Below are 22,746 nucleotides of genomic sequence, written 5' to 3'. Positions count from 1 at the left end.
GCCGCCCGCCAGTTCCGCCTCCACGCCGGTGCCCGGCCCCGGCCTGGGGGGCCGGGGGTGGGGGCCCGACGGCGGTCCGCTGCCTGCCCTCCTGCCCGTGCGGGGACGGTCGGGCAGGGCCATCGCGACGGGCGCGGTGGCGTCGCCGTCGGCGAAGACGGCGCCGGCGGCCCGGTAGTCCCAGGACCGCGAGCGGGCTGCGAAGCCCGCGCGCTCAGGGCCGCGACTTCAGGGCCGCGGCCTCGGCGGCGAGCTTCTCGACGCGGCTCCAGTCGCCCGAGGCGATGGCGTCGGCCGGGGTGAGCCAGGTGCCGCCGACGCAGCCCACGTTCGGCAGCGCCAGGTAGTCGGCGGCGGTCGCCGGGCGGATGCCGCCCGTCGGGCAGAACCGGACGTCGGGCAGCGGCCCCTGCAGCGACTTCAGATACGGCACGCCGCCCGCGGCCTCGGCCGGGAAGAACTTCAGCTCCTTGACGCCGCGCTCGGCCAGCGCCATCGCCTCGGAGGCGGTGGCCGCGCCCGGCAGGTACGGCAGGCCGCTGGCGTCCATGGCCTCGACCAGGGTGAGTGTCGTGCCGGGCGACACCAGGAACTTCGCCCCGGCCTCCAGCGACGCCGCGATGTCGTCGGACGTGCGGATCGTGCCGGCGCCGATGCGGGCCTCCGGCACCTCGGCCGCGATCCGGGCGATGGCTTCCAGCGCGGGAGCCGTACGCAGCGTCACCTCGATGACCGGCAGGCCGCCGGAGACGAGCGCCCGCGCCAGCGGCACGGCGGTGTCGACGTCGTCGATCACCACGACGGGGATCACGGGGGCGAGATCGAGCAGGCTCATGGAAATGGTTCCCCTCACCGAGGCGCGGCCTCGGGGTCACGGCCCTTCGACGAAGGCCAGTTCACGAGTGCTGGCTGAGCCAGGCGGCCGCGCCCGTCAGCGCCGGTTGCGGCGCGACGATGAGCGTGGTCGCGATGGCCTCCAGATATGTGGACATGTCAGGATTCGTGGCGAACCGGGTGCGGAAGCTGCTGGCGCACACCCGTTCCACGATACGGGGCAGCACTCCGCCGCCCAGGTAGACCCCGCCCCGGGCGCCGAGCGTCAGCGCCGTGTTGCCGGCGAAGCTGCCCAGCATCCCGCAGAACACCTCGACCGTCTCCGCGCACAGCGGGTCGTCGAGCCGCCCCACGATCCCGGACGAGGTCGTCTCGGCGGCGGGCACGCCGTTCACCCGCGCCAGCGCCCGGTGCAGCCGGACCAGCCCGGGGCCGGACAGCACGTGCTCGGCCACCACCTGCTCCAGCCCCTCGGCGCGCAGCGCCCGGACGATCTCCAGTTCGCGCTCGCCGGACACCGGCACCGTCACGTGGCCGCCCTCGCCGGGGACCGGGATCCAGCCGTCGCCCGACGGCACCAGCGCGCCGACGCCCAGGCCCGTCCCCGGGCCGAGCACGACCTTGACCCCGTGCGCGGGCGCCGGTCCGCCGAGCGACACCAGGTCGCCGCCGTCCAGGTGCGGCAGCGACACGGCCAGCGCCTCGAAGTCGTTGAGCAGCGCCGCGAACGGCACGCCCAGGTCGCGTACGGAGCCCGCCCACGGCGAGTTCGTCAGCCGGTAGCGGTCGCCGTCGATGGGACCGGCGACGGCCAGGCACGCGGCGCCGGGCCGCGCGCCGCCGGCGTGCCCGGCGAGGTAGGCCGCCACGGCCTCGGGGAGCGTGGGGTAGTCGGCCCCGGCCAGCACGGCCACCCGCTCCGGCGGCCGCCCCGGCTTGGTGACGAGCCCGAACCGGGCGTTGGTCCCCCCGATGTCGGCCACCAGCCACGGCAGGTCGAACGCCTTCACCGCACCCCTCCGGGGACCCGGGCGCGGGCCCCGCGCGAGGGGCGGCGGGTGGTCATCGGGAGGCTCCGGCGGACCAGGCGGCCGGGCCGGTCTCCAGGTGCGAGTTGCCGGACTCGGCCGGGAAGCCGAGGCCGGGGCCGTGGTGCGGGGACTCGGCGCCGCTGACGCCGAAGATGCCCGCGCCCTGCTCGGCGTGGCCCGCCATGCGGCGGAAGGCGGCGAACAGCTCACGGCCGGTGCCGACCCACTGCGCGTCGCTCAGCGGACGGCCACCGGGCGTACGCCGCGCCAGCTCCTCGGCCGGGACCAGCAGTTCCAGGGTGCCGGCCGCGGAGTCGAGGCGGATGACGTCGCCGTCGCGCACCAGCGCGATCGGCCCGCCGTCCGCCGCCTCGGGCGACAGGTGGATGGCCGCCGGCACCTTGCCGGACGCGCCCGACATGCGGCCGTCGGTCACGATCGCCACCCGCTGCCCCCGGTCCAGCAGTACGGCCAGCGGCGGCGTCAGCTTGTGCAGCTCCGGCATGCCGTTGGCGCTCGGCCCCTGGTAGCGGATGACGGCGACGAAGTCCTGCCCGTCCAGCTCGCCCGCCTCGAAGGCGCGCAGCAGGTCGAGCTGGTCGTCGAAGACCTTGGCGGGCGCCTCGATCACCAGGTGCTCGGCCTTGACCGCCGACACCTTGCTGACGGCCTTGCCGAGGTTGCCGGAGAGCATGTGGATGCCGCCGTCGTCGGAGAACGGGGCCGACACCGGCCGCAGCACGTCCAGGTCGGCGCTCTCGGTCAGCTCCGACCAGACGAGCTCGCCGTCCTCCAGCGCGGGCGCCGAGCGGTAGCGGTCCAGGCCGCGCCCGGCCACGGTCAGCACGTCGGCGTGCAGCAGGCCCTCGTCCAGCAGGTCGCCGATGAGCACCTGCATGCCGCCCGCGTCGCGGAAGTGGTTCACGTCCGCCTGGCCGTTGGGGTAGACCTTGGTCAGCGACGGCACCACCTTCGACAGGGCGGCCAGGTCGTCCCAGGTCAGCACGATGCCCGCGGCCGCCGCCATGGCCACCAGGTGCATGGTGTGGTTGGTCGAGCCGCCGGTGGCCAGCAGCGCCACGCAGGCGTTCACCACGGACTTCTCGTCGACCAGCTCGCCGATCGGCGTGTACTCCGAGCCGTGCGCGGTGATCTCCACCGCCCGGCGGCCCGCCGCCTCCGTCAGCGCGTGGCGCAGCTCGGTGTGCGGGTTGACGAAGGTCGAGCCCGGCAGGTGCAGGCCCATGACCTCCATCAGCGCCTGGTTGGAGTTCGCGGTGCCGTAGAAGGTGCAGGTGCCGGGGGAGTGGTACGACTGCGACTCCGACTCCAGCAGCTCCGCCCGGCCCACCTTGCCCTCGGCGAACAGCTGGCGGGTGCGCGCCTTGGCCTTGTTCGGCAGGCCCGAGGTCATCGGCCCGGCCGGCACGAAGATCGCGGGCAGGTGGCCGAAGTGCAGGGCGCCGATGAACAGGCCCGGCACGATCTTGTCGCAGACGCCCAGCAGCAGCGTCGCGTCGAACATGTCGTGCGACAGCGCGATGGCCGTCGACATGGCGATCACGTCACGGCTGTAGAGCGACAGCTCCATGCCGGCGCGGCCCTGCGTGATGCCGTCGCACATGGCGGGCACGCCGCCCGCCACCTGCGCCACGCCGCCGGCCCGGCGCACCGCGGCCTTCAGCTCCTGCGGGTAGGTCTCGTACGGCTGGTGCGCCGAGAGCATGTCGTTGTAGCTCGTCACGATCGCCACGCCGGGCTTGGCCGACCCCATCAGGGCGGGCTTGTCCTCGGCGGGCGCGGCGGCGAAGCCGTGCGCCAGGTTCGCGCACCCGAGATGGGCACGGGCCGGGCCCTTGGCGCGGGCGGCCTCGCCGTCGCGGCGGATCCGCTCCAGGTACGCCGCGCGGCTGGCGGCGCTGCGCCGGGCTATCCGGTCGGTGATCTCCTGGATGACGGTGTTCACGCTTCCTCCTCGTGCCAGGCGCGACCGCTGCGGCCGAGCAGTTCGTGGGCGCCCGCGGGGCCGGCGGTTCCGGCGGGGTAGGGCTCAGGCAGGGCGGCGGACGCCTCCCACGCCTGAAGGATCGGGTCGATGAAGCGCCAGGCGGCCTCCACCTCGTCCCGCCGCATGAACAGCGTCGGGTTGCCGGCGAGCACGTCGGTGAGCAGCCGCTCGTACGCCTCGGGCACACGGGTGGTGAACGTCTTGCCGAAGCTCAGGCTGAGCGGCACCGGCTTCAGCATGACCTCGCCCGCGCCGGGCTCCTTGGCCATGATGTGCAGCTCGATGCCCTCCTCCGGCTGCAGCCGCAGCACCAGCCGGTTCGGCGTGCCGCCGGGGAAGATGGAGTGCGGCACGTCCTTGAACTGCACCACGATCTCCGAGCGCCGCTGCGGCATCCGCTTGCCGGTGCGCAGGTAGAACGGCACCCCGGCCCAGCGCCAGTTCTTCACCTCGGCGCGGATCGCGGTGAAGGTCTCCACCCGGCTCGACGCCTCCGTGGGCGGGGTGGAGCCGGGCTCGTCCAGGTAGCCGGGCATGCCGGCGGCCTCGGTGTACTGGCCGCGCACGGTGAAACGGTCCACCTCGGTGCCCGCGATCGGGCGCAGCGACTGCAGCACCTTGACCTTCTCGTCGCGGATCGCCTCACGGTCGTTGCGCGCGGGCGGCTCCATCGCGGTCAGCGTCAGCAGCTGCAGCAGATGGTTCTGGACCATGTCGCGCAGCGCGCCGGCCTGGTCGTAGTAGCCGCGCCGGCCCGGCGTGCCGACGGTCTCGGCGGCCGTGATCTGCACGTGGTCGATCCACAGCGAGTTCCAGATCGGCTCCAGGAAGGCGTTGGCGAAGCGGAGCACGAGCAGGTTCTGCACGGTCTCCTTGCCCAGGTAGTGGTCGATGCGGAAGATCTGGCGCTCGTCGAAGATGGCGCCGACCTCGTCGTTGATCCGCTGCGCGCTCGGCAGGTCGCGGCCCAGCGGCTTCTCCAGCACCACCCGCGACCGCTGCGTGACCAGGCCCTCGCGCTCCAGCTCCCGGCAGAACGGGCCGAACGTCATCGGCGGGCTGGCCAGGTAGAACACCCGGTCGCGGTCCTCCGACCCGGTCAGCATGGCGCCCAGCGCGGCCCAGCCGGACCGGTCCTCGCCGCCCACGTCGACCGTCAGATGGTGCAACCGGCCCAGGAAACGCTGCCACCCGGCGTCGTCGTCGGCCGGGACCTGGTCACGTACCTCGGCGTCCACCTTGCCGCGGAAGTCGGCGTCGGTCAGCCCGCCCCGGGACAGGGCGATGATCCGGGTCTCCGGGGAGAGCCGGCCGTCCCTGTCGCTGTGGTACAGCGCGGGCAGCAGCTTGCGCATGGACAGGTCGCCGGTGCCGCCGAACACGACGAGGTCGGCGGTGTGCGCGACCGCGGTGGAAGCGGCGGTGGAAGCGGCGGCGGATGCCGGGGAGGACGCAAGGGGGGACACGAGGAAAGCTCCGATGATCTACCAAACAGTGGACAGAACGGACACTAGCCAGAGTTTGGGTCGTGCACAACCGGAGTTTTGGTATTCGAGATGAAAAAGTCGTGACTTTTCATGACACAACCTCGTGTGGTTCACTTGGCCGATGCCTCGACGTACCGTCGCTCCCCTCGCCACGAGTGGCGAGGTGCTGCGCCTCATCCGCACCGGTGAGGCCGTCACGCGGGCCGACCTCGGCCGGGTGACCGGCCTGTCCCGGCCCGCGGTGCAGCTGCGCGTCGGTGAGCTGCTCGGACGCGGCCTGGTCGTCGAGCGCACCGACGCCCCGTCCACCGGCGGGCGGCCCCCCGTCAGGCTGGAGTTCAACGCGGCGGGCGGCGTCGTGCTGGTGGCCGCGCTCGGCGCGAGCCGCACCCGGGTGGCCGTCTGCGACCTGGCCGGCCGCGAGCTGGCGGGCCAGGACTTCGCCATCGACGTCGAGCAGGGCCCCGACGTGGTGCTGCCGCTGGTCATGGACACCTGGGACGAGCTGCTCGGCGACCGGCCGCGCGAGACGGTCCGGGGCGTCGGGATGGGCGTGCCGGCCACCGTCGAGTTCGCCCACGGGCGGACCGAGAGCGCGCGCGTGATGGCGTCGTGGACCGGCGTGGTCATCCCGCCCCTGGTACGGGCCCGCTTCCCCGTCCCGGTGCTGGTCGACAACGACGTGAACGTGCTGGCCATCGGCGAGCACCGGGGCGCCTACCCCGAGCTCGGCGACCTGATGTTCGTCAAGATCTCCACCCGCATCGGCGCAGGCGTGATCGCGGGCGGCGGGATCCTGCGCGGCGCGCTCGGCGCGGCGGGCGAGATCGGGCACATCCCGGTCCGCGACGGCGGCGGGGTGCTGTGCCGGTGCGGCAACATCGACTGCGTCGACTCGGTGGCCAGCGGCACCGCGCTGCTGCGCGAGCTGCGCACGGCCGGCAAGGACGTCAAGGCCATCGCCGACGTGACGGCGCTGGTGCGGGCCGGTGACGCCGAGACGATGGCCATCGTGCGCGAGGCCGGGCGGCGCATCGGCGAGGTGCTCGCCGGGGCCGTCAACATCCTCAACCCGTCGGTCGTGGTGCTCGGCGGCGACGTGGCCGAGGCGTTCGGGCCGCTCGTGTCGAGCATCCGCGAGGTCGTCTACCGGCGCTCCACCGCGCTGGCCACCCGGCGGCTGCGCATCGAGCCCAGCCGTCTCGGCACGAGCGCCGGCATCAGCGGGTGCGCGGTCATGGTGCTCGACCACGTCCTGTCCCCGGACGCGGTCGACGAGAGCCTGGCCGTGCGCTGAACGGCGGCCCTCCCGGATCGGGGAGGACCGCCGCCGTGCTAGAGGGGCCGCCGGCAGGTCAGGCCGCCACCCGCGTGGTTGATGAGGTCCTGGTAGACCAGGCTCTCCTTGATCGGCGTGTGGCTCTTGACCGTCTGCACGAGCTTGCCGCCCCGCTTCAGCTCGAACACCGGCGTCGTGCCGGGCTTCAGCGGCGCCTTGAACGACACCATGCCGGCCGAGGTGACCTCCTTGGTCCGCACGTCGGAGCCCTGCTTGATGCTGATGACGCCGGGCTCCTTGAGGAAGGCGACCAGCTCGACCTCGTTCTTGGCCGCGTCGCCGTACGGGACCGCGATCGGGCCGATCGTCTGCTTCGTCGCGTCGAACGGCGCGTCGGTGTGGTGGCTGCGGTGGAAGTAGTACAGCGCGTCACGCTTGACGACCGGCCACTTGCCGGTCTTGAACCAGGTCGTGTAGTACGCGATCAGGTCCATCGGCGCGTAGCCGCGCTCGACCGACGGGGCCACCCACGACTCGGCGTAGTCGTTCCACGTCATGAGCGAGATCATGGCCGCGCCGCCCTCGTCGGCCTTGACGAACGACTGCCTCAGCGTGCCGCTGTTGGACGGCTCCCAGTAGCGCTTGTCACGAGGGCGCACGTCCTCCAGCGAGGCCGGGGCCATGTAGAACCTGCCGCGCTCGGCCGCCTCCAGGCCCGCCCGCTTGTAGCCCTCGGTCGAGCTCTGCCAGCGCACGCCCCACGAGGAGTAGCCGGCCACGTGGTCGTTCCACTCCGTCTTGCCGGAGCCCTGCCAGTCCAGGAAGATCGGCACCAGGACGGTCTTCATGCCCTTGCCGGCCAGCTTCGCGCGCAGCTCGTCCCACCAGGCCGGGGGCTGGCGCTCGGGGTAGAACGGCGCGAGCGGGATGGTGCCGTCGGGCAGGTGGTAGAGCGACGGGTGTCCCTTGGCCAGCAGGATGTCGGAGATGACCTTGTCGTGCGTGGCGCCCTTGGCGGTGGGGAAGTCGGGGCTCAGCATGATCCGGAAGCCCGGGTCCACGTTCCTGGCCGCGGCCAGCATCTTGGGGAACTGGTTGAAGCGCTGGTCGGAGGCCGAGGTGTGGTGCTCGTAGATGAAGCCGTCGAGGCCGGCCGCGATGGCCTGGCGCACCTCCACCTCGAAGTCCGCCGTGCGCCAGTCGCCGCCGCGCACCGGCCGGGTCAGCGGCCGGTCACGCGAGTGCCCGCCCTGCGCGGCGTACATGCCGTTGGAGCCGAGGGGGTTCAGCCAGGAGGCGTACTGGTCCTTCGCCGGGTCCTTGTTGTCGATCGACAACGGGTAGGGCGGGAAGTAGAAGGCGAAGACCTTCTTGTCGTAGGAGCGCAGTGCCGACGCCGACGGCTTGTCGAACGGCAGGCACACGCCGTCCGGTGACGCCGGGGGCGTGGTCGGCGCGGCGGTCGGGCCGCTCGTCGGAGTAGCCGTGGCCGTCGCCGTCGCGGTGGGCGAGGACGTGGGCGAGGACGTGGGCGACGGCGTGCCCGTGGCCGGGGTGTAGCTGATCTTGAGGGTGGGGCCCTTGCCCGAGGTGCGCGAGGAGTACAGGACCGCCACCACGCCCTGGGAGGCCGTCAGGCCGAAGGAATAGGTGCCGTTGCCGGCGAACGCCTTCGAGACGTCCAGGGCGGCGACCTGGCCGGAGGTGAAGCCGGTGCGCGTGGCCAGGGCCGGGCCGAACGCCGGCCGGTTGTTCCACGAGGTGCCGGTCTCGGACCAGGCGCCGGTGACCTTGTGCGCCGAGACCGTGGTGCCGGTCGTCCGGGTGGAGCGCACCTGGAGAGTCATGGTGACATTCGTGGCGCCCGCCGGAATGCCGGACACCTTGAACGCGGTGAGCGCCCGGCGTTCGCCGTCGGTCTTGCCGTTGCACGTTTTCACGCACACCGACATCCATTCGGCGTCGCCGTAAACGGTGGCGGGCGCCGCCTGGCTGATGAACACGTCGTCGGTCGCGGACACCGAAACGTTCACCGGCGCCGACACAGTGGCCGACGCCGTGGCCACACCGGTCGTGGCGGCGCAGGCGATCGCCACGAAGGCGGCGAATGCCGCCCGTCGATGGGATAGCAAAGGTTCTCCTTTGAGGGGGTGTCAAAGAATCGCGATCACCATCCCACGCCGCCGAGGGCATAAGTGACGATAAACAGAGATTTCTTGCTGGCCGAAATAGCGAATTTTTGACCGTAATTATCGATGGACCGTGCTAATCCGGAAAGCGTCGCTACCGGTAACCGCGCAACCGCATGTCGCCGCGGTCCTTCGTCGGCTTGGCGGGCGCGGGTGTGCGCGTCCGGCGGCCGGGCCGGGGCGTCGTGACGCCGGTCGGCGGCTGGGCCGCCGGGACGCTGGTGCGGCCGGCCTCGGTGACCGGCCCGGATCGGCCCGGCGACGGCGCCACGGAGGTCGGCCGGGCGGACGGGACGCCGGACCGGCGTGCCCGCGACGGGACCCTTTCGGTCGGGCCGGCGTCGGACGGCGCCGGGGTGGCCGTCACCTCGCGGCGGGGCAGCGAACGGTGGGACGGCGAGCGGTGTGACGGCTGGGCGGCCGGGACGTTCACGGGCACCGACACGAGCATGCCGCTGCGGCGCGCCGGGGCGTCACCGCCGAGGTCGGGCATGCTCGCCGGGGTCAGTGAGACGCCGCTGAGCCCGCCCGCGGCCAGGACGCCGGCGAGCGCGACCATGACCGTGCCGGTCAGCGCACCGCAGATCTGCAGGATGCGCCCGCGTCGTTCCGTCTGTCCCACAGGGGCAGATGATAGTCACCCGCGGAGACCCGGCGTGCCCGGACAGGACAATCGTGATCAACTAGCGGCGCCGGATCAGCAGGCGCACAGGAGCCCGTTCAGCGCCGTCTCCAGGTCCCGGCCGTCGGAAGCGGGGGCGGGCCAGGGGAAGCGGATGAGCGCCCCGTCGGCCCGTACGGTCGCTCCGAAGCCGTCGAGCTCCCGCAGCCACACGTCCGAGGCCGGCTCGCCGAGCTGCCGGGACACCCCGCCGGCGAGCTGCGGCCGGTGGCAGGCGTTGACGTGCGCGAGCACCCGCTCGGCGGTCTCCGCCAGCGGGTCGGGCCGCGCGTCCAGGTATTCGTCGGCGTCCAGCACGCCCGACTCCTGGCCCGTCAGGTAGACCACCTGTCCCACGTCCAGCCGCAGCAGCCGGGGCGCGCCGGGCCTGCCGTACTCCTCAAGGGCCTGGAACAGGGCCTCGTCCGGGGCGCTCGCCGCCACCGCGACCGCCGCCGCGCGCGCCTCGGGGGCGGGCACGGCCTGCGCCCAGCCCTGCACCTCCAGCAGTCCGCGCGGGTGCTCGACCTGCCCCAGGCGGCGCATCGCGGTCAGGTTCACCGCGACCACGGCGTCGTCGCGCAGCCCGTGCAGCGCCTCGCCGGGACGGACCAGGAGCACCGGGCGGCCGCGCTCGTCCACGCCGCCGCGCGCGGGTGAGGGAGCGCCGTCGACGGACAGCCGGGCGACACCGGCCGTCGCGGCGAGGGTGCGGATCCGCTCCGGGATGGGGAGCATGGCGCCTCCTTGAGATCACACTCGATAGTAGGTTAGGCTCACCTAAGTAAGGACTACCTAACCACACTGAGGTGAACGTGCGCTACACCGGTCCCAAGGTGCGGCTGTCTCGCCGTGCGGGCGTGCCGCTGACCAGGAAAGCCGTCCGCTACTTCGAGCAGCGCCCCTACCCGCCGGGCGAGCACGGCCGCAAGACCAACCGCCGCAGCGGCGGCGACTACGGGCTGCGGCTGATGGAGAAGCAGAAGCTGCGCTGGTACTACGACGTGTCCGAGCGGCAGCTGCGCCGCTACTGGGACCTCGCGGTCCGCAAGCCGGGCGCCTCGGGCGCCGAGCTGGTCACGATCCTGGAGACCCGGCTAGCCTCGCTGGTGCTGCGGTCCGGGCTCGCGCCGTCGATCTACGCCGCCCGCCAGTACGTCACGCACGGCCACATCGCCGTCGACGGCCGCAAGGTCGACATCCCCAGCTATCTGGTCAAGCCCGGCCAGGTCGTCTCGGTGCGGGAGCGGTCGCGCGGGATGCAGCCGTTCGTCGCCGCGGCCGAGGGCGTGCACGCCGACGAGCGGACCGCCGCGTACCTGTCGGTGGACCTGGCGGGCCTCACGTTCACGCTGGCGTCCCGCCCCGAGCGCGAGCAGATCGTCGTGCCGGTGGACGAGCAGCTCGTCGTCGAGTTCTACTCGCGCTGACCGAGCGCTGCCTGAGCGCTGCCTGAGCGCTAGCCGCGGTCCGGCGTCAGCCGGCCGCGCAGCTCCGCCACCTCCTGGCGCAGCGCGGTCAGCTCGTCCAGGATGCGTTGCGTCGAGGCCGCCGAGACGTCCTCCAGCTCGGCCAGCTCGGCGGCCGACTCCTCGTCCATGGCGCTCACCACGACCGCCATGAACAGGTTGAGCACCACGAACGTGCACACCAGGATGAAGATCGTGAAGAAGATCCACGCCGTGGGGTGCCGCGTCATCACCTCGCGGGCGATGTTGCCCCAGTCGTCGCCCGTCATCGTCTGGAAGAGCGTGAACAGCGACGTGGGCAGCGTGCCGAACCGCTCCGGCGCCGTGTTCCCGTACAGCTTGGTGGCCAGGACGGCGGCCACGTACAGGACCAGGGAGAGCAGCAGCACGATGGAGCTCATCCCGGGCATGGCGCGCAGCAGGGCCGAGACCACCCGCCGCAGGCTGGGCACCACCGACAGCAGGCGCAGCGCGCGCAGGATGCGCAGCGAGCGCAGCACCGACAGCCCGCCCGTGGCGGGGGCGAGCGCGATGGCCACGATCACCGTGTCGAAGATGTTCCACGGGTCGCGGGGGAAGTCCAGGCGCTCGGCGTACACCTTGGCCGCGAGTTCCGCCACGAAGATGTAGAGGGCCACGTGGTCGACGACGGTGAGCAGGTCGCCGTAGCGCTCGACGACGGACGGCACCGTCTCCAGGCCGAGCGTGGCCGCGTTGATCAGGATGACGGCGACGATGAAGCGCTGGAAACGCCGGTGCGCCAGGAAGGCGCGGGTGCGTTCACGCACGGGGTGCTGCTCCTCGGGGGACGGTGGCGGTCGCGCTCATCCTCCCGCAAAACGATCAATGCTGAGGAATCAGCCGGAACACCCGCAACTCCCTTCCCGACCGCTCGGTGTAGCGCGCGTACACCGCCTGGTGCGCGACCAGGCGCGACCACGCCTCCTCGCGGTCCGCGCCGCTCAGCATCGACGCGGTGACGGGGAACTCGCGGCCGCCGAAGCGCACCGTGGCCCGGCCGCCGGCCAGCAGGTTGGCCGTCCAGGCCGGGTGGCGGGGGCCGCCGAAGTTGCTGCCGACGACCAGCAGCGCGCCGCCGGGCTCCGGCAGGCAGGCCAGCGGGACGGCGCGCGGCAGCCCCGACTTCGCCCCGGTCGTGGTCAGCAGCAGGGCGGGGATCCGCCCGCGCTCGGTCATCCGGCTGCCCGCGAGCCTGCGCGCCACCGGGTCGAACGCGCGCATCAGCCGGGGCCCGGCCTGCACGAACCACTCGGAGCCTGCGAGCTTCTGGGAGAGGGCCTTGATCATGCGCGGAGTCTAGCTTGATCACCTGCGGTGCCGATCACCTCTGTGGTATAAATCCTGCCTATTCGCCAGTCGACGGGGGAGCGCCGATGTCCTATCCCAACTACGGCCCCTCCTATTACGGCCCGCCGCCGCAGACCCATCCGAACGGCACCACGATCCTGGTGCTCGGCATCCTGAGCCTGGTCGTCTGCGCGATCCTCGGCCCGTTCGCCTGGAACATGGGCAACAAGGCGATCCGCGAGATCGACTCCAGCGGCTACGTCTACGAGAACCGCGGCATGGTCCAGGCGGGCCGCATCTGCGGGATCGTGAGCACCTGCCTCATGCTGGCGGTCGTCGGCCTCTACGCCATCATCTTCGTCTTCTTCGGCGGGATGGCGCTGCTCGGCGGCATCACCAGCTCCTACTAGCCGCCCAGGCCGTGCTCCAGCAGGTCGAACGCCCTTTCGGTCTGCTCCTTCAGCGCGGGCTCGATTGAGCTCCACGCCTCGCCGGCCAGCATCCGGCGCACCGCGTAGTCGGACAGGGCGCGGGTCGCGCCGAGGATCTGGGCCGCGACCACCCGCGGCGTGACGTCGTCGCCGCCCGCGCCCGACTCCCGCGCCAGCGCCGCGGCCAGCGCCTCCTCGCGCTCGACGTGGAACTCCCGCACGCGGGCCAGCAGCGTCGGGCTCTCGCGCACCATGCCGGTGAACACGTCGCTGCCCTCGTTGAAGCCGTAGCGCCAGCTCCGCGTGGCGATCGCGTCGAGCACGTCGCGCCGGAACGCCCGCACCACGCTCTCGCCCGGCTCACGCTGCCGCACCACCTCTTCCGGCCGGCCCTCGGCCCAGTCGCGCCGGTCGAGGAACAGGTCCTCCTTGGCCGGGAAGTAGTTGAACACCGTGTTGACCGACACGTCGGCGGCCCGCGCCACCTCGGCCACGGTCACGTCGTCGAACCCGCGCGCCGCGAACAGTCCCATCGCCACGTCCGCGATGCGCTGCCGGGTCTCGCGCTTCTTCCGCTCCCGCAACCCCATGGCTCCATCGTACCAAAATTGCAGTGACTCTAAGTTTGTGGTTACTCTATTTTTGGAGGCGATGAAGTGATCAACACGACCGGTCTGACGAAGACCTACGAAGGCGGCCCCGAAGCCGTCGCGAACCTGACCATGTCCGTGGCCCCCGGCGAGATCGTCGGATTCCTCGGCCCCAACGGCGCCGGCAAGACCACGGCCATGCGCATGCTGACCACCCTGCTCAAGCCCACCTCGGGCAGCGCCGTCGTGGCCGGCCACGACCTGCTGGGCGACCCGCGCGAGGTGCGCCGCCGCATCGGCTACGTCTCGCAGTCCGGCGGCGTCGACCCCGCCGTCCCGCTGGGGGAGGAGCTGGAGGTCCAGGCCATGCTGTACGGGCTGAGCCGGGCACGGGCGTCGGCCCGGGCCGCCGAGGTGCTGGCGCTGCTCGACCTGACCGGCCTGGAGACCAGGCCGGGAGGCGCGCTTTCCGGCGGGCAGCGGCGCCGCGTCGACATCGCGTTCGCGCTGACGCACCGGCCCGTGCTGCTGTTCCTGGACGAGCCCACGACCGGGCTCGACCCGCGAAGCCGGGCGGCGCTGTGGGACCACGTCCGCCGGCTGCGCGCCGAGCAGGGCGTGACGGTCTTCCTCACCACCCACTACCTCGACGAGGCCGACGCCCTCTGCGACCGGCTGCTGATCATGGACCGCGGCCGCATCGTCGCCGAGGGCGCCCCGGCCGCGCTCAAGACCGGCGGCCGCACCCTCGACGAGGTGTTCCTGGACCTCACCGGCAGGCCGCTGGGCCAGGAGGCGGGGGCCTGATGCGCGACACGTGGATCCTGTTCCGCCACAGCCTGCGCGTGAGCATGCGGCAGAAGGCCGGCGTGGTGTTCGGAGCCGTCCAGCCGCTGCTCTTCCTCGTGCTGTTCGGGCCCCTGTTCGCCACGATCGGCACCTGGGAGACGCTCGTCCCCGGACTGATCGTCCAGCTCGGGCTGATGAGCATGGGCCTGGCCGGCTTCGGCGTGGTCTTCGAGAAGCGGTCGGGGGTGCTGGAACGGCTGCGCGTCACCCCGGCGAGCCGGCTCGCCCTGCTGCTCGGCCGGGTGCTGAGCAACGCGGTCACGCTCGTCCTGCAGACGCTGCTGCTGGTCGCCGCAGGCTACGCCTTCGGCATGCGCGCCCCGCTCGCCGGGCTGGCGGCGGGGCTCGTGCTCGTCGTCGTGCTCGGCACCGGCCTGGCCGCGCTGTCGTACGCGATCGCGCTCACCATGAACGAGCACCTGTTCGCGCCCGTGATGAGCACGGCGGTGGTCCCGCTCGTGCTGCTGTCGGGCTCGTTCCTGCCCATGTCGATGGCGCCGGGCTGGCTGGACGCCCTGTCGCACGCCAGCCCCTTCCGCTACGTGCTGGAGGCCCTGCGCGAGCTGTTCGCGGGCCGGTACGCGAGCGCCACGGTGCTCACCGGGGTGGCCGTGGCGGTCGCGTTCGCCGCGATCGGCCTGCTGGTGGGCACCCGGGTGTTCGGCGAGCGGACGGCCTGACGGGGGATCAGGCCGCGTTCCTGAAGCGGCGCCGGAGCGCGGCGATGATCCCCGCAGGGTCGACGATCCCGTAGCCGTAGTCGTAGTCGAAGCCCACCTCGCTGCGGTCCTCGGCGGTGCGCCGCAGCAGCGCGCGCAGCTGCGACGGCGACAGCCGGGAGGCCGGCCAGAGGGTGCGGACGGCCGCGACCAGCCCGGCAGCCACCGGCGCCGCCGCCGACGTGCCCGTGTCGGGGCTGTCGTCGCCGAACGCGCCCGAGCCGGCGAAGTGCGTGTAGGCGCACACGTCCGGCTTGCGCGCGGTCAGCCGCCCCGGCCCCTGCGAGGAGTAGCCCACCCGCGCGCCGTTGACGTCGACGCCGCCGACCGACAGCGCCTTCGGGTGCGAGTTGCCGCCCGCGATGGGCCGCTCCGGGTAGGCGCACCGCCCGTCGGCGCACTCGCGCCCGCAGTTGCCCGCCGCGAACAGCACGCCGGCGCCCGCCGCGTCGAGACTCGCCACCATCAGGTTGAACGGGTGCGCCCCGTTGTCGGAGTAGTTGCCCGGATGTCCCACCGGGAAGTCCCACTCGGGGGAGAACGATCCCCACGAGTTGTTCACCACCAGCGCCCTGGACCCGGCGGGCTGCGCGTCGAGCACCGTGCGCAGGTGCGCGAAGGCCGCCACCGCGTCCGACAGCAGCCCGTCGAGCGCCGAGCCGCCCGGCCGGGTGGAGCGCAGCAGCGGGATGTCGAGCAGGCACGCCTGCGGCGCCCCGATGAGCGCGTCGAACGCGCACATGGTGCCGTGGTCGACCTCGGACTCGCCGGGCCGGGCGGTCACCCCGGCCGGGCGCCAGCTCCGCGCGGCGTCGAGCGTGACGGGACGGCCGCACCGCCTGGTCACGTGCGCGGCGTTGACGCCCGTGTCGAGCACGGCCACGGCCACGCCCGACCCGTCGAGACCCTCGGCGTGCAGTCCCGGCACGTTGAGCAGCCGCTCCACGTCGTGCCAGGTGCCGACCGGGCCGTCGCCGCCGCAGGTGAGCGAGGACTCGATGACCGGGTCGGCGAACACCCCGACCACGTCGGGCCGCAGCGTCGGCAGCAGCGCCACCCGCGTCGCCGGCTCGTCGTCCGAGATCGTGCCGCGCACGAGCACCGAGGCGTCCTCGGCGGCCAGGGAGAAGCGCAGCGGCTGGTTGAGCGAGAGCGGGTCGCCGCCCGTGGCCGGCACCGGCCGGGGCAGGGCCACGGGGGTGAAGGCGGCGTCGAGCTCGACCCCGGGCAGGCCGTCGGCGACGTCGGCGGTGGTGGCGCGCCTGCCGGGGTCGGCTACGGCCGCGACCAGATCGGGTGAGGGACGGAGCTGTATCAGGACGCGCACGGGAGTCACCACCGGGGGGTCGGAGGAAGCGAACCTCCCAAGATTCCTGCATCCGTCCGGCCACGTCCAGTGTGACTTGACCTGCTAAAACGCCGTAAATACCGCGAAGCGCACGAAGATTGTTCTCGGCTTTTCAGACTTCCGCCCGGGGCGTTCGTTCACTACGGTGAGTCAGCATGACGCTCCAGGCGCAGAAGGCGGTCGACGGCGGCGGCACCAACGGCCACTGGCTGGCGGTGCGACCGAGGCTCATCCTCGCCAGCGCCTTCATGCTCTTCCTGGAGCTCGCCCTGATCCGGTGGACCGGCTCCAACATCGTCCACCTGAGCTACTTCACCAACTTCGTGCTGCTCGGCTCGTTCCTCGGCATCGGCCTGGGGTTCCTGCGCGTCGGCAGGTCCCGCCGCCAGCCCTACTACTCGCCGGTCGTGCTGTTCGGCCTCGTGCTCGTCGTCCTGACCTTCCCCGTCACCGTCGACCGGCAGACCGAGGGCGTCCTCTACTGGACCAGCCTCGGCACCACCGGCCCGCCCGCCTGGGTGATCCTGCCGGTGATCTTCTGCGCCGCCGCCGCGATCCTCATGGGCCCCGCCGAGCTGGTCGGCCGCTGCTTCCCCGAGCTGCCCCGGCTGGAGGCCTACCGCTACGACCTGATCGGCAGCCTCACCGGCATCGCCGCCTTCACCGCGCTGTCGTTCCTCAGCGCGCCGCCGGTGTTCTGGGGGCTGATCGCCGCCATCGCCTACGCGATCCTGCTCGTGCCGCGCCCGCGCCTGCCCTACGCGGCGCTCGTCGTCGTCCCGTCGCTGGCCGTCGTGGGCCTGCTGCTCGGCGAGACGCTCACCGCCGGCGCCATCTGGTCGCCCTACTACAAGGTCACCACCAGGGCGATGCAGATGCTCGGCGTCCCCGTGACCGACATCGCCGTCAACGGCATCCCGCACCAGCTGGCCGCCCCGGCCGCCGCCCGGCTGCAGTGGGAGGGCCAGTACGGGCTGCCGTACGAGCGGGCCGTCGCCGCGCCCGCCGACGTGCTCATCGTCGGCGCCGGCAGCGGCACCGACGTCGCGATCGCGCTGTCCAAGGGCGCCCGCCACGTCGACGCCGTCGAGATCGACCCCAAGCTGCGCGAGCTCGGCGGCTCCGTGCACCCCGACCGCCCCTACGCCGACCCGCGCGTGACCACCCACATCACCGACGGGCGCGCCTTCCTGGAGCACACCGGCAAGAAGTACGACCTCATCCTGTTCGCCCTGCCCGACTCGCTCACGCTGGTGTCGGGAGCCAGCTCGCTGCGGCTGGAGAGCTACCTGTTCACCGAGGAGGCCATGCGGGCCGCCCGCGAGCACCTCAAGCCCGGCGGCGCCTTCTCCATGTACAACTTCTACCGCGAGACCTGGCTGGTCGACCGGCTCGCCGCCACCGTGCAGAGCGCCTTCGGCCACAAACCGTGCGTCGACGTGGTCAGCATCCGCGGCCAGCAGGCCGTCATCACCGCGGGCGAAACCCCGGCCGCCCAGCGCTGCGCCGCCGAATGGCCCGGCGCCGCCGCCACCAGCCCGCCGCCCGCCGACGACGACCGGCCCTTCCTCTACCTGAAGGACCGCACGATCCCGCCGATCTACATCATCACGCTCGGCCTGATCCTCATCGTCAGCCTGCTCGCCGTCCGCCTCGTGGCCGGCCCCTACCGCCGGATGCGCCCGTACGCCGACCTGTTCCTGCTCGGCGTGGCGTTCCTGCTGCTGGAGACCAAGAGCGTGACCGGGTTCGCGCTGCTGTTCGGCACCACCTGGGTGGTCAACGCCATCGTGTTCGCCGGTGTGCTCGTCGCCGTGCTCGCCGCCGTCGAGGTGACCCGCCGCTTCCGCACCCCGCCGCTGCCCGTCATGTACGCGGTGCTGCTCGGCGGCCTGGTGCTCGCCTGGCTCGTGCCCAACCAGTGGCTGCTGTCGCTGCCGCTGCCGTTGCGTGCCCTGGTCGCGGTGACGGTGGCGTTCCTGCCGATCTTCGCGGCCAACGTGGTGTTCGCCAAGCGGTTCGCCGACTCGGCCGACGCCACCACCTCCTTCGGCGCCAACCTCCTGGGCGCCATGGTCGGCGGCTGCCTGGAATACCTCGCGCTGATCATCGGTTATCAAGGGCTGCTCATCGTGGCCGCCGTCCTTTACCTCGGCGCGTTCGCGTTGTTGCCCCGCCGGGCACTCGCCTGAATCCCCCGCGGGCCCGGGTTTGCCGGGCCACTTATGGCTTGACCTGGGCTTTTGGGAATGTTTGGGGTAGCCTCGGGGTTGTACATACCTGAGCGCCTATGAGTCCGGCTCCGTGCGGCGATGTCCCCGGTGACCGAGCGACCCCGGCGGCTCGATCATCCAGCACCTCCTCTTCCGCAGTGGCCCGTGTGCCCCGACGAGGTGTCCCGCAGTAGCTCCGCGTGTCCGCGCGGCCGCATGCTGTCCACATCCAGGAGGAATACCGCATGACCATCACCAGCAACCTGCGCAGGTTCCGCAACAGCGCGCTGCTGGCCATGGCCACCGCCGTGACGGCCGTGGGCATCGCCGGCCCCGCCCAGGCCGTCCCCGCCGACCTTCCGTACGGCCAGGACGTCTCGAACTACCAGCCCGCGCACGACTGGGCCGCCAGCGGCGCCGATTTCGGCATCGTGAAGGCGACCGAGGGCGTCGACTTCAAGGACCCGACGTTCGCCCGCCACTGGAAGGAAATGGACAAGAACAAGCTTGTCCGCGGCGCCTACCACTTCGGGCATCCCGCCAACGACCCGATCGCCGAGGCGGACTTCTTCCTCGCGGCGGTCGACAGCCAGCCCGCCAAGACCGGCGACCTGCTCGCGCTCGACCTCGAGGTCACCGACGACATGCCGTCCGCGCACGTCAACGCCTGGGCCAAGAAGTGGCTGGCGCACGTGAAGGCCAAGACCGGCGTCACGCCGCTGTTCTACAGCAGCCAGTCCTTCGCCGAGGAGCACGGCGCCGGCCTGGGCGAGTACCCGCTCTGGGTCGCCAACTACGGCAAGGCCAAGGGCACCGTCACCCCGCCCGCCGACTGGAAGTCCTGGGCCATCCACCAGTACTCCGACGACCCGGTGGACCAGAACGTCTCGGCGCTGAGCGTCGACCAGCTGCGCGCCCTGGGCCGCCCGGCGAAGTGATCACGGGCGGGGCGCGTACGACCCCGCCGTCCAGGAGCGGCCGCGCGAACGCGCGGCCGCTTCCGGCTGTCGCGGTGTAGAAGTGGGAAGGCACGTCTCCGACCGCAGCGGGAGCCGCACATGCTGGAGCACACGCCCCTCGCCGACCCCTACCCCGCCTACGCGCGGCTGCGCGAGGCGGGCGGCGCGCACCACGTGCGCTTCCGCAGCGGTCTGTACGGCTGGGTCGTCACCCGCTACGGCGACGCCCGCGCGGCGCTCGCCGACCCCCGGCTCAGCAAGGACCCGCGCAACGCCCCGCCCGACTGGCAGGCCGCCGGGCGGGGCCGTCCGCTGGAGGACCGGTCAGGGCTGGGGACGCACCTGCTCACGATGGACCCGCCCGAGCACACGCGGGTCCGGCGGCTGATGTCCGGATTTTTCACGCCGAGGCGGCTGGAGGCGATGCGGCCCCGGGTGCGGGCGCTGGCCCACGCCCTGATCGACCGGCGGCCCGCCGGCCTCATCGCCGACTTCGCCGCGCCGCTGCAGCTCGCGGCCCTGTGCGACGTCCTCGGCATCCCGCCGGCCGACCGCGGCGACTTCGGCCGCTGGACCGACGCCGTGGTCTCCAGCCAGGGCGACCCGGCCGCCCGCCCTGAGGCCCTGGAGCACCTGACCGCGTACGTCACCGCCCTCCTGGCCACCAAGCCCCCCGCCCCCGCCCCCGCGCCCGAGCCCGCCGCCGATCCCGCGGCCGATCCCGCCGCCGATCCCGCGGACGACGTCGTGAGTGCCCTCGTGGGGGCCGCGGGGGAGCAGGGGCGGCTCACGGAGGCCGAGCTGCTGTCGGCGGTCTTCCTGCTGCTCGTGGCCGGCTACGAGACCACCGTCGGCCTCATCGGCCTGGCCGTCCACACCCTGCTCCGCGATCCCGCCCCGGGCCTGCCCGGAGGGCCGCCTGCCGAGGGGACGTCGCGGGAGGAGCGCGACCGCGTCCTGGACGTGGCGCTGGAGGAGTTGCTGCGGCACGACAGTCCCGTCGAGCTTTCCACCTGGCGCTTCGCCACCGAGCCCGTCGAGATCGGCGGGACGCGGTTCGAGACCGGGCAGCCCGTGCTGGTGGCCATCGCCGCCGCCAACCGCGACCCGGCCCGCTTCCCCGGCCCCGACATGCCCGACCTCGGCCGGGAGGACAACGCGCACCTCAGCTTCGGGCACGGCCCGCACTACTGCCTGGGCGCCGGGCTGGCGCGCGTCGTCGGCCGCGAGGCCCTCGGCGCGCTCACCCGCCTGCGCGGCCTCGCCCTCGCGGTGCCCCCGGACGAACTGCGCTGGCGCGCCAGCCTCACCCTCCGCGGACCGCTGGAACTGCCCGTCACCTACGACGGGATCGCCCCGATCGGCCCCTGACCCGTCGGCTCGCCGGACCCGACCGGCCGGGGCGGCGGGCTGGTCGTCTAGAAGCCGCAGAGCTCCTCGAGGGACTCCGCGTCCGCCTTCTGGCTGTTGCGCGTGGGCGTCTGCGTCGGCTTCGCCGTGGCCGAGCGCGACGGCGTCGGGGAGATCACCGGCGCTCCCGGCGAGGCGGCCACGTCCGCCGCCTGGGCGCGGCGAGGCGGGCGCATCGACGCCTTGATCGCCCGCTCCGTCGCCTTGCGGATCTTCGCCCAGTCGGGGCTGCCTGGCCAGTACGTCGGCGGCACGAACTGCAGGCTGCTGATCTTCCCGTCCTTGACCTTGAGCGCCAGGTCCAGCAGCGGAGTCAGGAGGGGCTTGGGGATGTTCGTCTGGGCCATGCGCCGGGCCGCCCCGGCGATCTTGGTGAAGTTGAACAGGATCGTGGACGGGGTGGCCTGCTGGGCGAACGCGCCGATGACGCAGCGCTGCCGGCTCATGCGGGAGAAGTCGTCACTGCCCACCCGGGACCGCCCGTACCAGAGGGCCTGCTCGCCCGTCAGCTTCCGGTAGCCCGCCTTGATCGTGCCGGCGGTGCCGTAGTGGCCGCCCCACGGCACGTCCTGCTCGACCCGGATGTTGAGCCCGCCGATCGCGTCCACCAGGTCGGCGAAGCCGTACATGTTCATCAGGGCGTAGTAGTCGATCTTCAGCCCGAGCGTGAAGCTGATCGCGTCCATCAGCGCGCGCGGGCCCATGTTCTTGCCGCCGGCCTGCTCCGGGTGGTCGTTGGCGTACTGCCAGACCTCGTTGAGCAGGCCGCCGCCGGGCAGCTCCGCCATGTAGCCGTTGGGGAACACCTTGCGCAGCGGCGACGACGGGGGGAACCGCACGTGCTGCAGGTTGCGCGGCAGGCTGAACAGCACCGTGTTGCCCGTCGGGATGTGGATGCTGGCCACGTTCATGCTGTCGGTACGCATGCCGGTCCGGTTGCCGGCCGCGTCGCCGCCGATGAGCAGGAAGTTGACCCGGTCCTTGCCGTTCCACGGGTCTTCCTGCTTGATCGGCTGGGCCGACGGTCCGGTGGGCTCCTCGACGAAGATCCCCTCGATCGCGCCGTTGAGTCCCTGCAGCGCGGTCGCCCCCGCCCCGAACGGCGCCATCACCGCCACGCACAGGATGCCGACCAGGATGCCGGAGACGATCTGCCCCTGCTGGTTCAGCCTGCCGGGGCGCAGGGTGATGTACGAGTGGACGATGAGCGCGAACCAGGCCAGCGCGACCACCGCCACGACGACCGTCGCCGTCACCAGCCACTCCGCCAGCCAGGTCAGCTGCGTCGCGTCCCGCATCGCCGTCAGCCCGGCGCCGAGCAGGATGAGCAGCAGCACCGCGTAGACGGAGACCAGGACGAGGCCGGTGCGGCGGCGGCCGGCGCGCAGGTGGGCGGCGCCGGGCACGATGGCCGACAGCGCCGTCCAGCCGAGCACGCCGCCCAGGCTGAGCGGCTTGGCGAACTGAGGTCCCGTCTCGCGGCCGGGGCCGGTGATCCGGCGCAGCCCGTCCCCGATCCTGGAGATCGCGCCCGCCCGCGGCCCGGCCGCGCCGGCCTTGCCCCGTCCCGCCTGCGCCCTGCCCCGTCCGGGCCGCGTCCCGCCCCTTCCCGAGCTGTCGCCTCCGCCTGAAGCCTCGCCCCTGCCTGAGCTGTCGCCCCGGCCCGAGCCTGCGCCCCTGCCGGATGCCGCTCCGCTCCGCCCGGAGGGCGTCCTGCCCCTCCTGGGGGGCGTCTCGCCCCGCTCCGGGGGCGCCTCACCCCGGCCGGTGCGGGCGGCGTCCGGCGCGGGCGCACCCTCTGGGGAGGACGCGTCGCCGGCGCGGCCTGAGCGTCCCTCGCCACGGGCGGCGCCGCCGCGCCCTTCGCTGCCCTGGGCGTCGCCGCTGCGGGGCGTTCTGGTGCGGCTGGGGCGGCCGTCGCCGCGAGCGGGGGCGTTCGCCGCTCCGGGGGCGGCGAACGC

The 22,746-nt window shown here is 72.8% G+C and carries 20 protein-coding genes; 8 read left to right on the top strand and 12 right to left on the bottom strand.

Features of this window, described 5'->3' with window-relative positions:
* Window positions 1-214 precede the first annotated feature (214 nt).
* From eda to zwf, 4 genes are all read right to left on the bottom strand, one after another.
* The gene (gene eda, locus ADY59_RS30890; protein WP_049569437.1) at window positions 215-835 is read right to left on the bottom strand and encodes a bifunctional 4-hydroxy-2-oxoglutarate aldolase/2-dehydro-3-deoxy-phosphogluconate aldolase; all 621 of its coding nucleotides are present in this window, start codon (window positions 833-835) and stop codon (window positions 215-217) included.
* A gap of 61 nt (window positions 836-896) precedes the next feature.
* Window positions 897-1,844, bottom strand: coding sequence for a glucokinase (locus ADY59_RS30885; protein ID WP_049569435.1), 948 nt, complete (start codon window positions 1,842-1,844; stop codon window positions 897-899).
* 52 nt (window positions 1,845-1,896) lie between these two features.
* Window positions 1,897-3,831, bottom strand: coding sequence for a phosphogluconate dehydratase (gene edd / locus ADY59_RS30880; protein WP_197093942.1), 1,935 nt, complete (start codon window positions 3,829-3,831; stop codon window positions 1,897-1,899).
* Window positions 3,828-5,228 (bottom strand): glucose-6-phosphate dehydrogenase, encoded by a 1,401-nt coding sequence (zwf, locus tag ADY59_RS30875; RefSeq protein ID WP_231618978.1) that lies wholly within the window; start codon window positions 5,226-5,228, stop codon window positions 3,828-3,830. Before zwf ends, edd begins: the two co-directional genes overlap by 4 nt.
* 253 nt (window positions 5,229-5,481) lie before the next feature.
* Between zwf and ADY59_RS30870 the strand changes: the two genes are divergently transcribed.
* Window positions 5,482-6,657, top strand: coding sequence for an ROK family transcriptional regulator (locus ADY59_RS30870; RefSeq protein ID WP_049569426.1), 1,176 nt, complete (start codon window positions 5,482-5,484; stop codon window positions 6,655-6,657).
* Between the two features lie 38 nt (window positions 6,658-6,695).
* Here ADY59_RS30870 and ADY59_RS30865 read toward each other — a convergent pair whose 3' ends face one another.
* The 3 genes from ADY59_RS30865 to ADY59_RS30855 all read right to left on the bottom strand — a co-directional run bounded on the left by ADY59_RS30865 (window position 6,696) and on the right by ADY59_RS30855 (window position 10,227).
* Window positions 6,696-8,771 (bottom strand): endo-1,3-alpha-glucanase family glycosylhydrolase, encoded by a 2,076-nt coding sequence (locus tag ADY59_RS30865; protein ID WP_156325842.1) that lies wholly within the window; start codon window positions 8,769-8,771, stop codon window positions 6,696-6,698.
* A gap of 151 nt (window positions 8,772-8,922) precedes the next feature.
* The gene (locus ADY59_RS30860; protein WP_049569420.1) at window positions 8,923-9,450 is read right to left on the bottom strand and encodes a hypothetical protein; all 528 of its coding nucleotides are present in this window, start codon (window positions 9,448-9,450) and stop codon (window positions 8,923-8,925) included.
* Window positions 9,451-9,525: 75 nt separating this feature from the next.
* Window positions 9,526-10,227, bottom strand: coding sequence for a hypothetical protein (locus tag ADY59_RS30855; protein ID WP_049569416.1), 702 nt, complete (start codon window positions 10,225-10,227; stop codon window positions 9,526-9,528).
* 77 nt (window positions 10,228-10,304) lie between these two features.
* Between ADY59_RS30855 and rpsD the strand changes: the two genes are divergently transcribed.
* A complete protein-coding gene (gene rpsD, locus ADY59_RS30850; protein WP_049569457.1) occupies window positions 10,305-10,919 on the top strand; it encodes a 30S ribosomal protein S4 in 615 nt (204 codons plus the stop codon).
* Window positions 10,920-10,948: 29 nt separating this feature from the next.
* Here the strand turns inward: rpsD and ADY59_RS30845 are convergent, their stop codons facing one another.
* Together ADY59_RS30845 and ADY59_RS30840 are read right to left on the bottom strand one after the other, a co-directional pair.
* Window positions 10,949-11,746 carry an ion transporter gene (locus ADY59_RS30845; protein ID WP_049569415.1) on the bottom strand — a complete coding sequence of 266 codons (798 nt, stop codon included), beginning with the start codon at window positions 11,744-11,746 and terminating at the stop codon, window positions 10,949-10,951.
* Between the two features lie 55 nt (window positions 11,747-11,801).
* Window positions 11,802-12,266: a nitroreductase family deazaflavin-dependent oxidoreductase gene (locus ADY59_RS30840; protein WP_049569407.1), complete on the bottom strand. Its 465-nt coding sequence runs from the start codon at window positions 12,264-12,266 to the stop codon at window positions 11,802-11,804.
* Window positions 12,267-12,352: 86 nt separating this feature from the next.
* Here ADY59_RS30840 and ADY59_RS30835 point away from each other — a divergent pair, with 86 nt between their 5' ends.
* Window positions 12,353-12,676 carry a DUF4190 domain-containing protein gene (locus ADY59_RS30835; RefSeq protein ID WP_063780837.1) on the top strand — a complete coding sequence of 108 codons (324 nt, stop codon included), beginning with the start codon at window positions 12,353-12,355 and terminating at the stop codon, window positions 12,674-12,676.
* On the opposite strand, the gene ADY59_RS30830 is transcribed toward ADY59_RS30835, so the two are convergent.
* Entirely contained in the window at window positions 12,673-13,287 is a 615-nt protein-coding gene (locus tag ADY59_RS30830; RefSeq protein WP_049569406.1) for a TetR/AcrR family transcriptional regulator, read from the bottom strand. The two genes, ADY59_RS30835 and ADY59_RS30830, sit on opposite strands and share 4 nt — an antisense overlap.
* A gap of 66 nt (window positions 13,288-13,353) precedes the next feature.
* Between ADY59_RS30830 and ADY59_RS30825 the strand changes: the two genes are divergently transcribed.
* Together ADY59_RS30825 and ADY59_RS30820 are read left to right on the top strand one after the other, a co-directional pair.
* A complete protein-coding gene (locus ADY59_RS30825; RefSeq protein WP_049569400.1) occupies window positions 13,354-14,094 on the top strand; it encodes an ABC transporter ATP-binding protein in 741 nt (246 codons plus the stop codon).
* Window positions 14,094-14,816 carry an ABC transporter permease gene (locus tag ADY59_RS30820; protein ID WP_049569397.1) on the top strand — a complete coding sequence of 241 codons (723 nt, stop codon included), beginning with the start codon at window positions 14,094-14,096 and terminating at the stop codon, window positions 14,814-14,816. Before ADY59_RS30825 ends, ADY59_RS30820 begins: the two co-directional genes overlap by 1 nt.
* A 7-nt stretch (window positions 14,817-14,823) precedes the next feature.
* Here ADY59_RS30820 and ADY59_RS30815 read toward each other — a convergent pair whose 3' ends face one another.
* Complete coding sequence (locus tag ADY59_RS30815; RefSeq protein ID WP_049569455.1) at window positions 14,824-16,182, bottom strand: S8 family peptidase; 1,359 nt, start codon at window positions 16,180-16,182, stop codon at window positions 14,824-14,826.
* A 176-nt stretch (window positions 16,183-16,358) separates the two neighbouring features.
* On the opposite strand from ADY59_RS30815, the gene ADY59_RS30810 reads away from it, so the two are divergent.
* From ADY59_RS30810 to ADY59_RS30800, 3 genes are all read left to right on the top strand, one after another.
* A complete protein-coding gene (locus ADY59_RS30810; protein ID WP_049569394.1) occupies window positions 16,359-18,395 on the top strand; it encodes a spermidine synthase in 2,037 nt (678 codons plus the stop codon).
* Between the two features lie 266 nt (window positions 18,396-18,661).
* The gene (locus tag ADY59_RS30805; RefSeq protein ID WP_049569391.1) at window positions 18,662-19,354 is read left to right on the top strand and encodes a glycoside hydrolase family 25 protein; all 693 of its coding nucleotides are present in this window, start codon (window positions 18,662-18,664) and stop codon (window positions 19,352-19,354) included.
* A gap of 120 nt (window positions 19,355-19,474) precedes the next feature.
* Window positions 19,475-20,746, top strand: a complete 1,272-nt coding sequence (locus tag ADY59_RS30800) for a cytochrome P450 family protein (RefSeq protein WP_049569390.1) — start codon at window positions 19,475-19,477, stop codon at window positions 20,744-20,746.
* Window positions 20,747-20,793: 47 nt separating this feature from the next.
* Here ADY59_RS30800 and ADY59_RS30795 read toward each other — a convergent pair.
* Window positions 20,794-22,746 (bottom strand): LCP family protein (locus ADY59_RS30795; RefSeq protein WP_231618976.1); only part of this gene is annotated, 1,953 nt, incomplete at its 5' end.

Source organism: Nonomuraea sp. SBT364 (assembly GCF_001083785.1).
In the GTDB taxonomy this organism is placed as follows: Bacteria; Actinomycetota; Actinomycetes; order Streptosporangiales; family Streptosporangiaceae; genus Nonomuraea.
The sequence above is the reverse complement of the archived record's forward strand: the minus strand, read 5'-3'. Positions and strand labels throughout refer to the sequence as shown.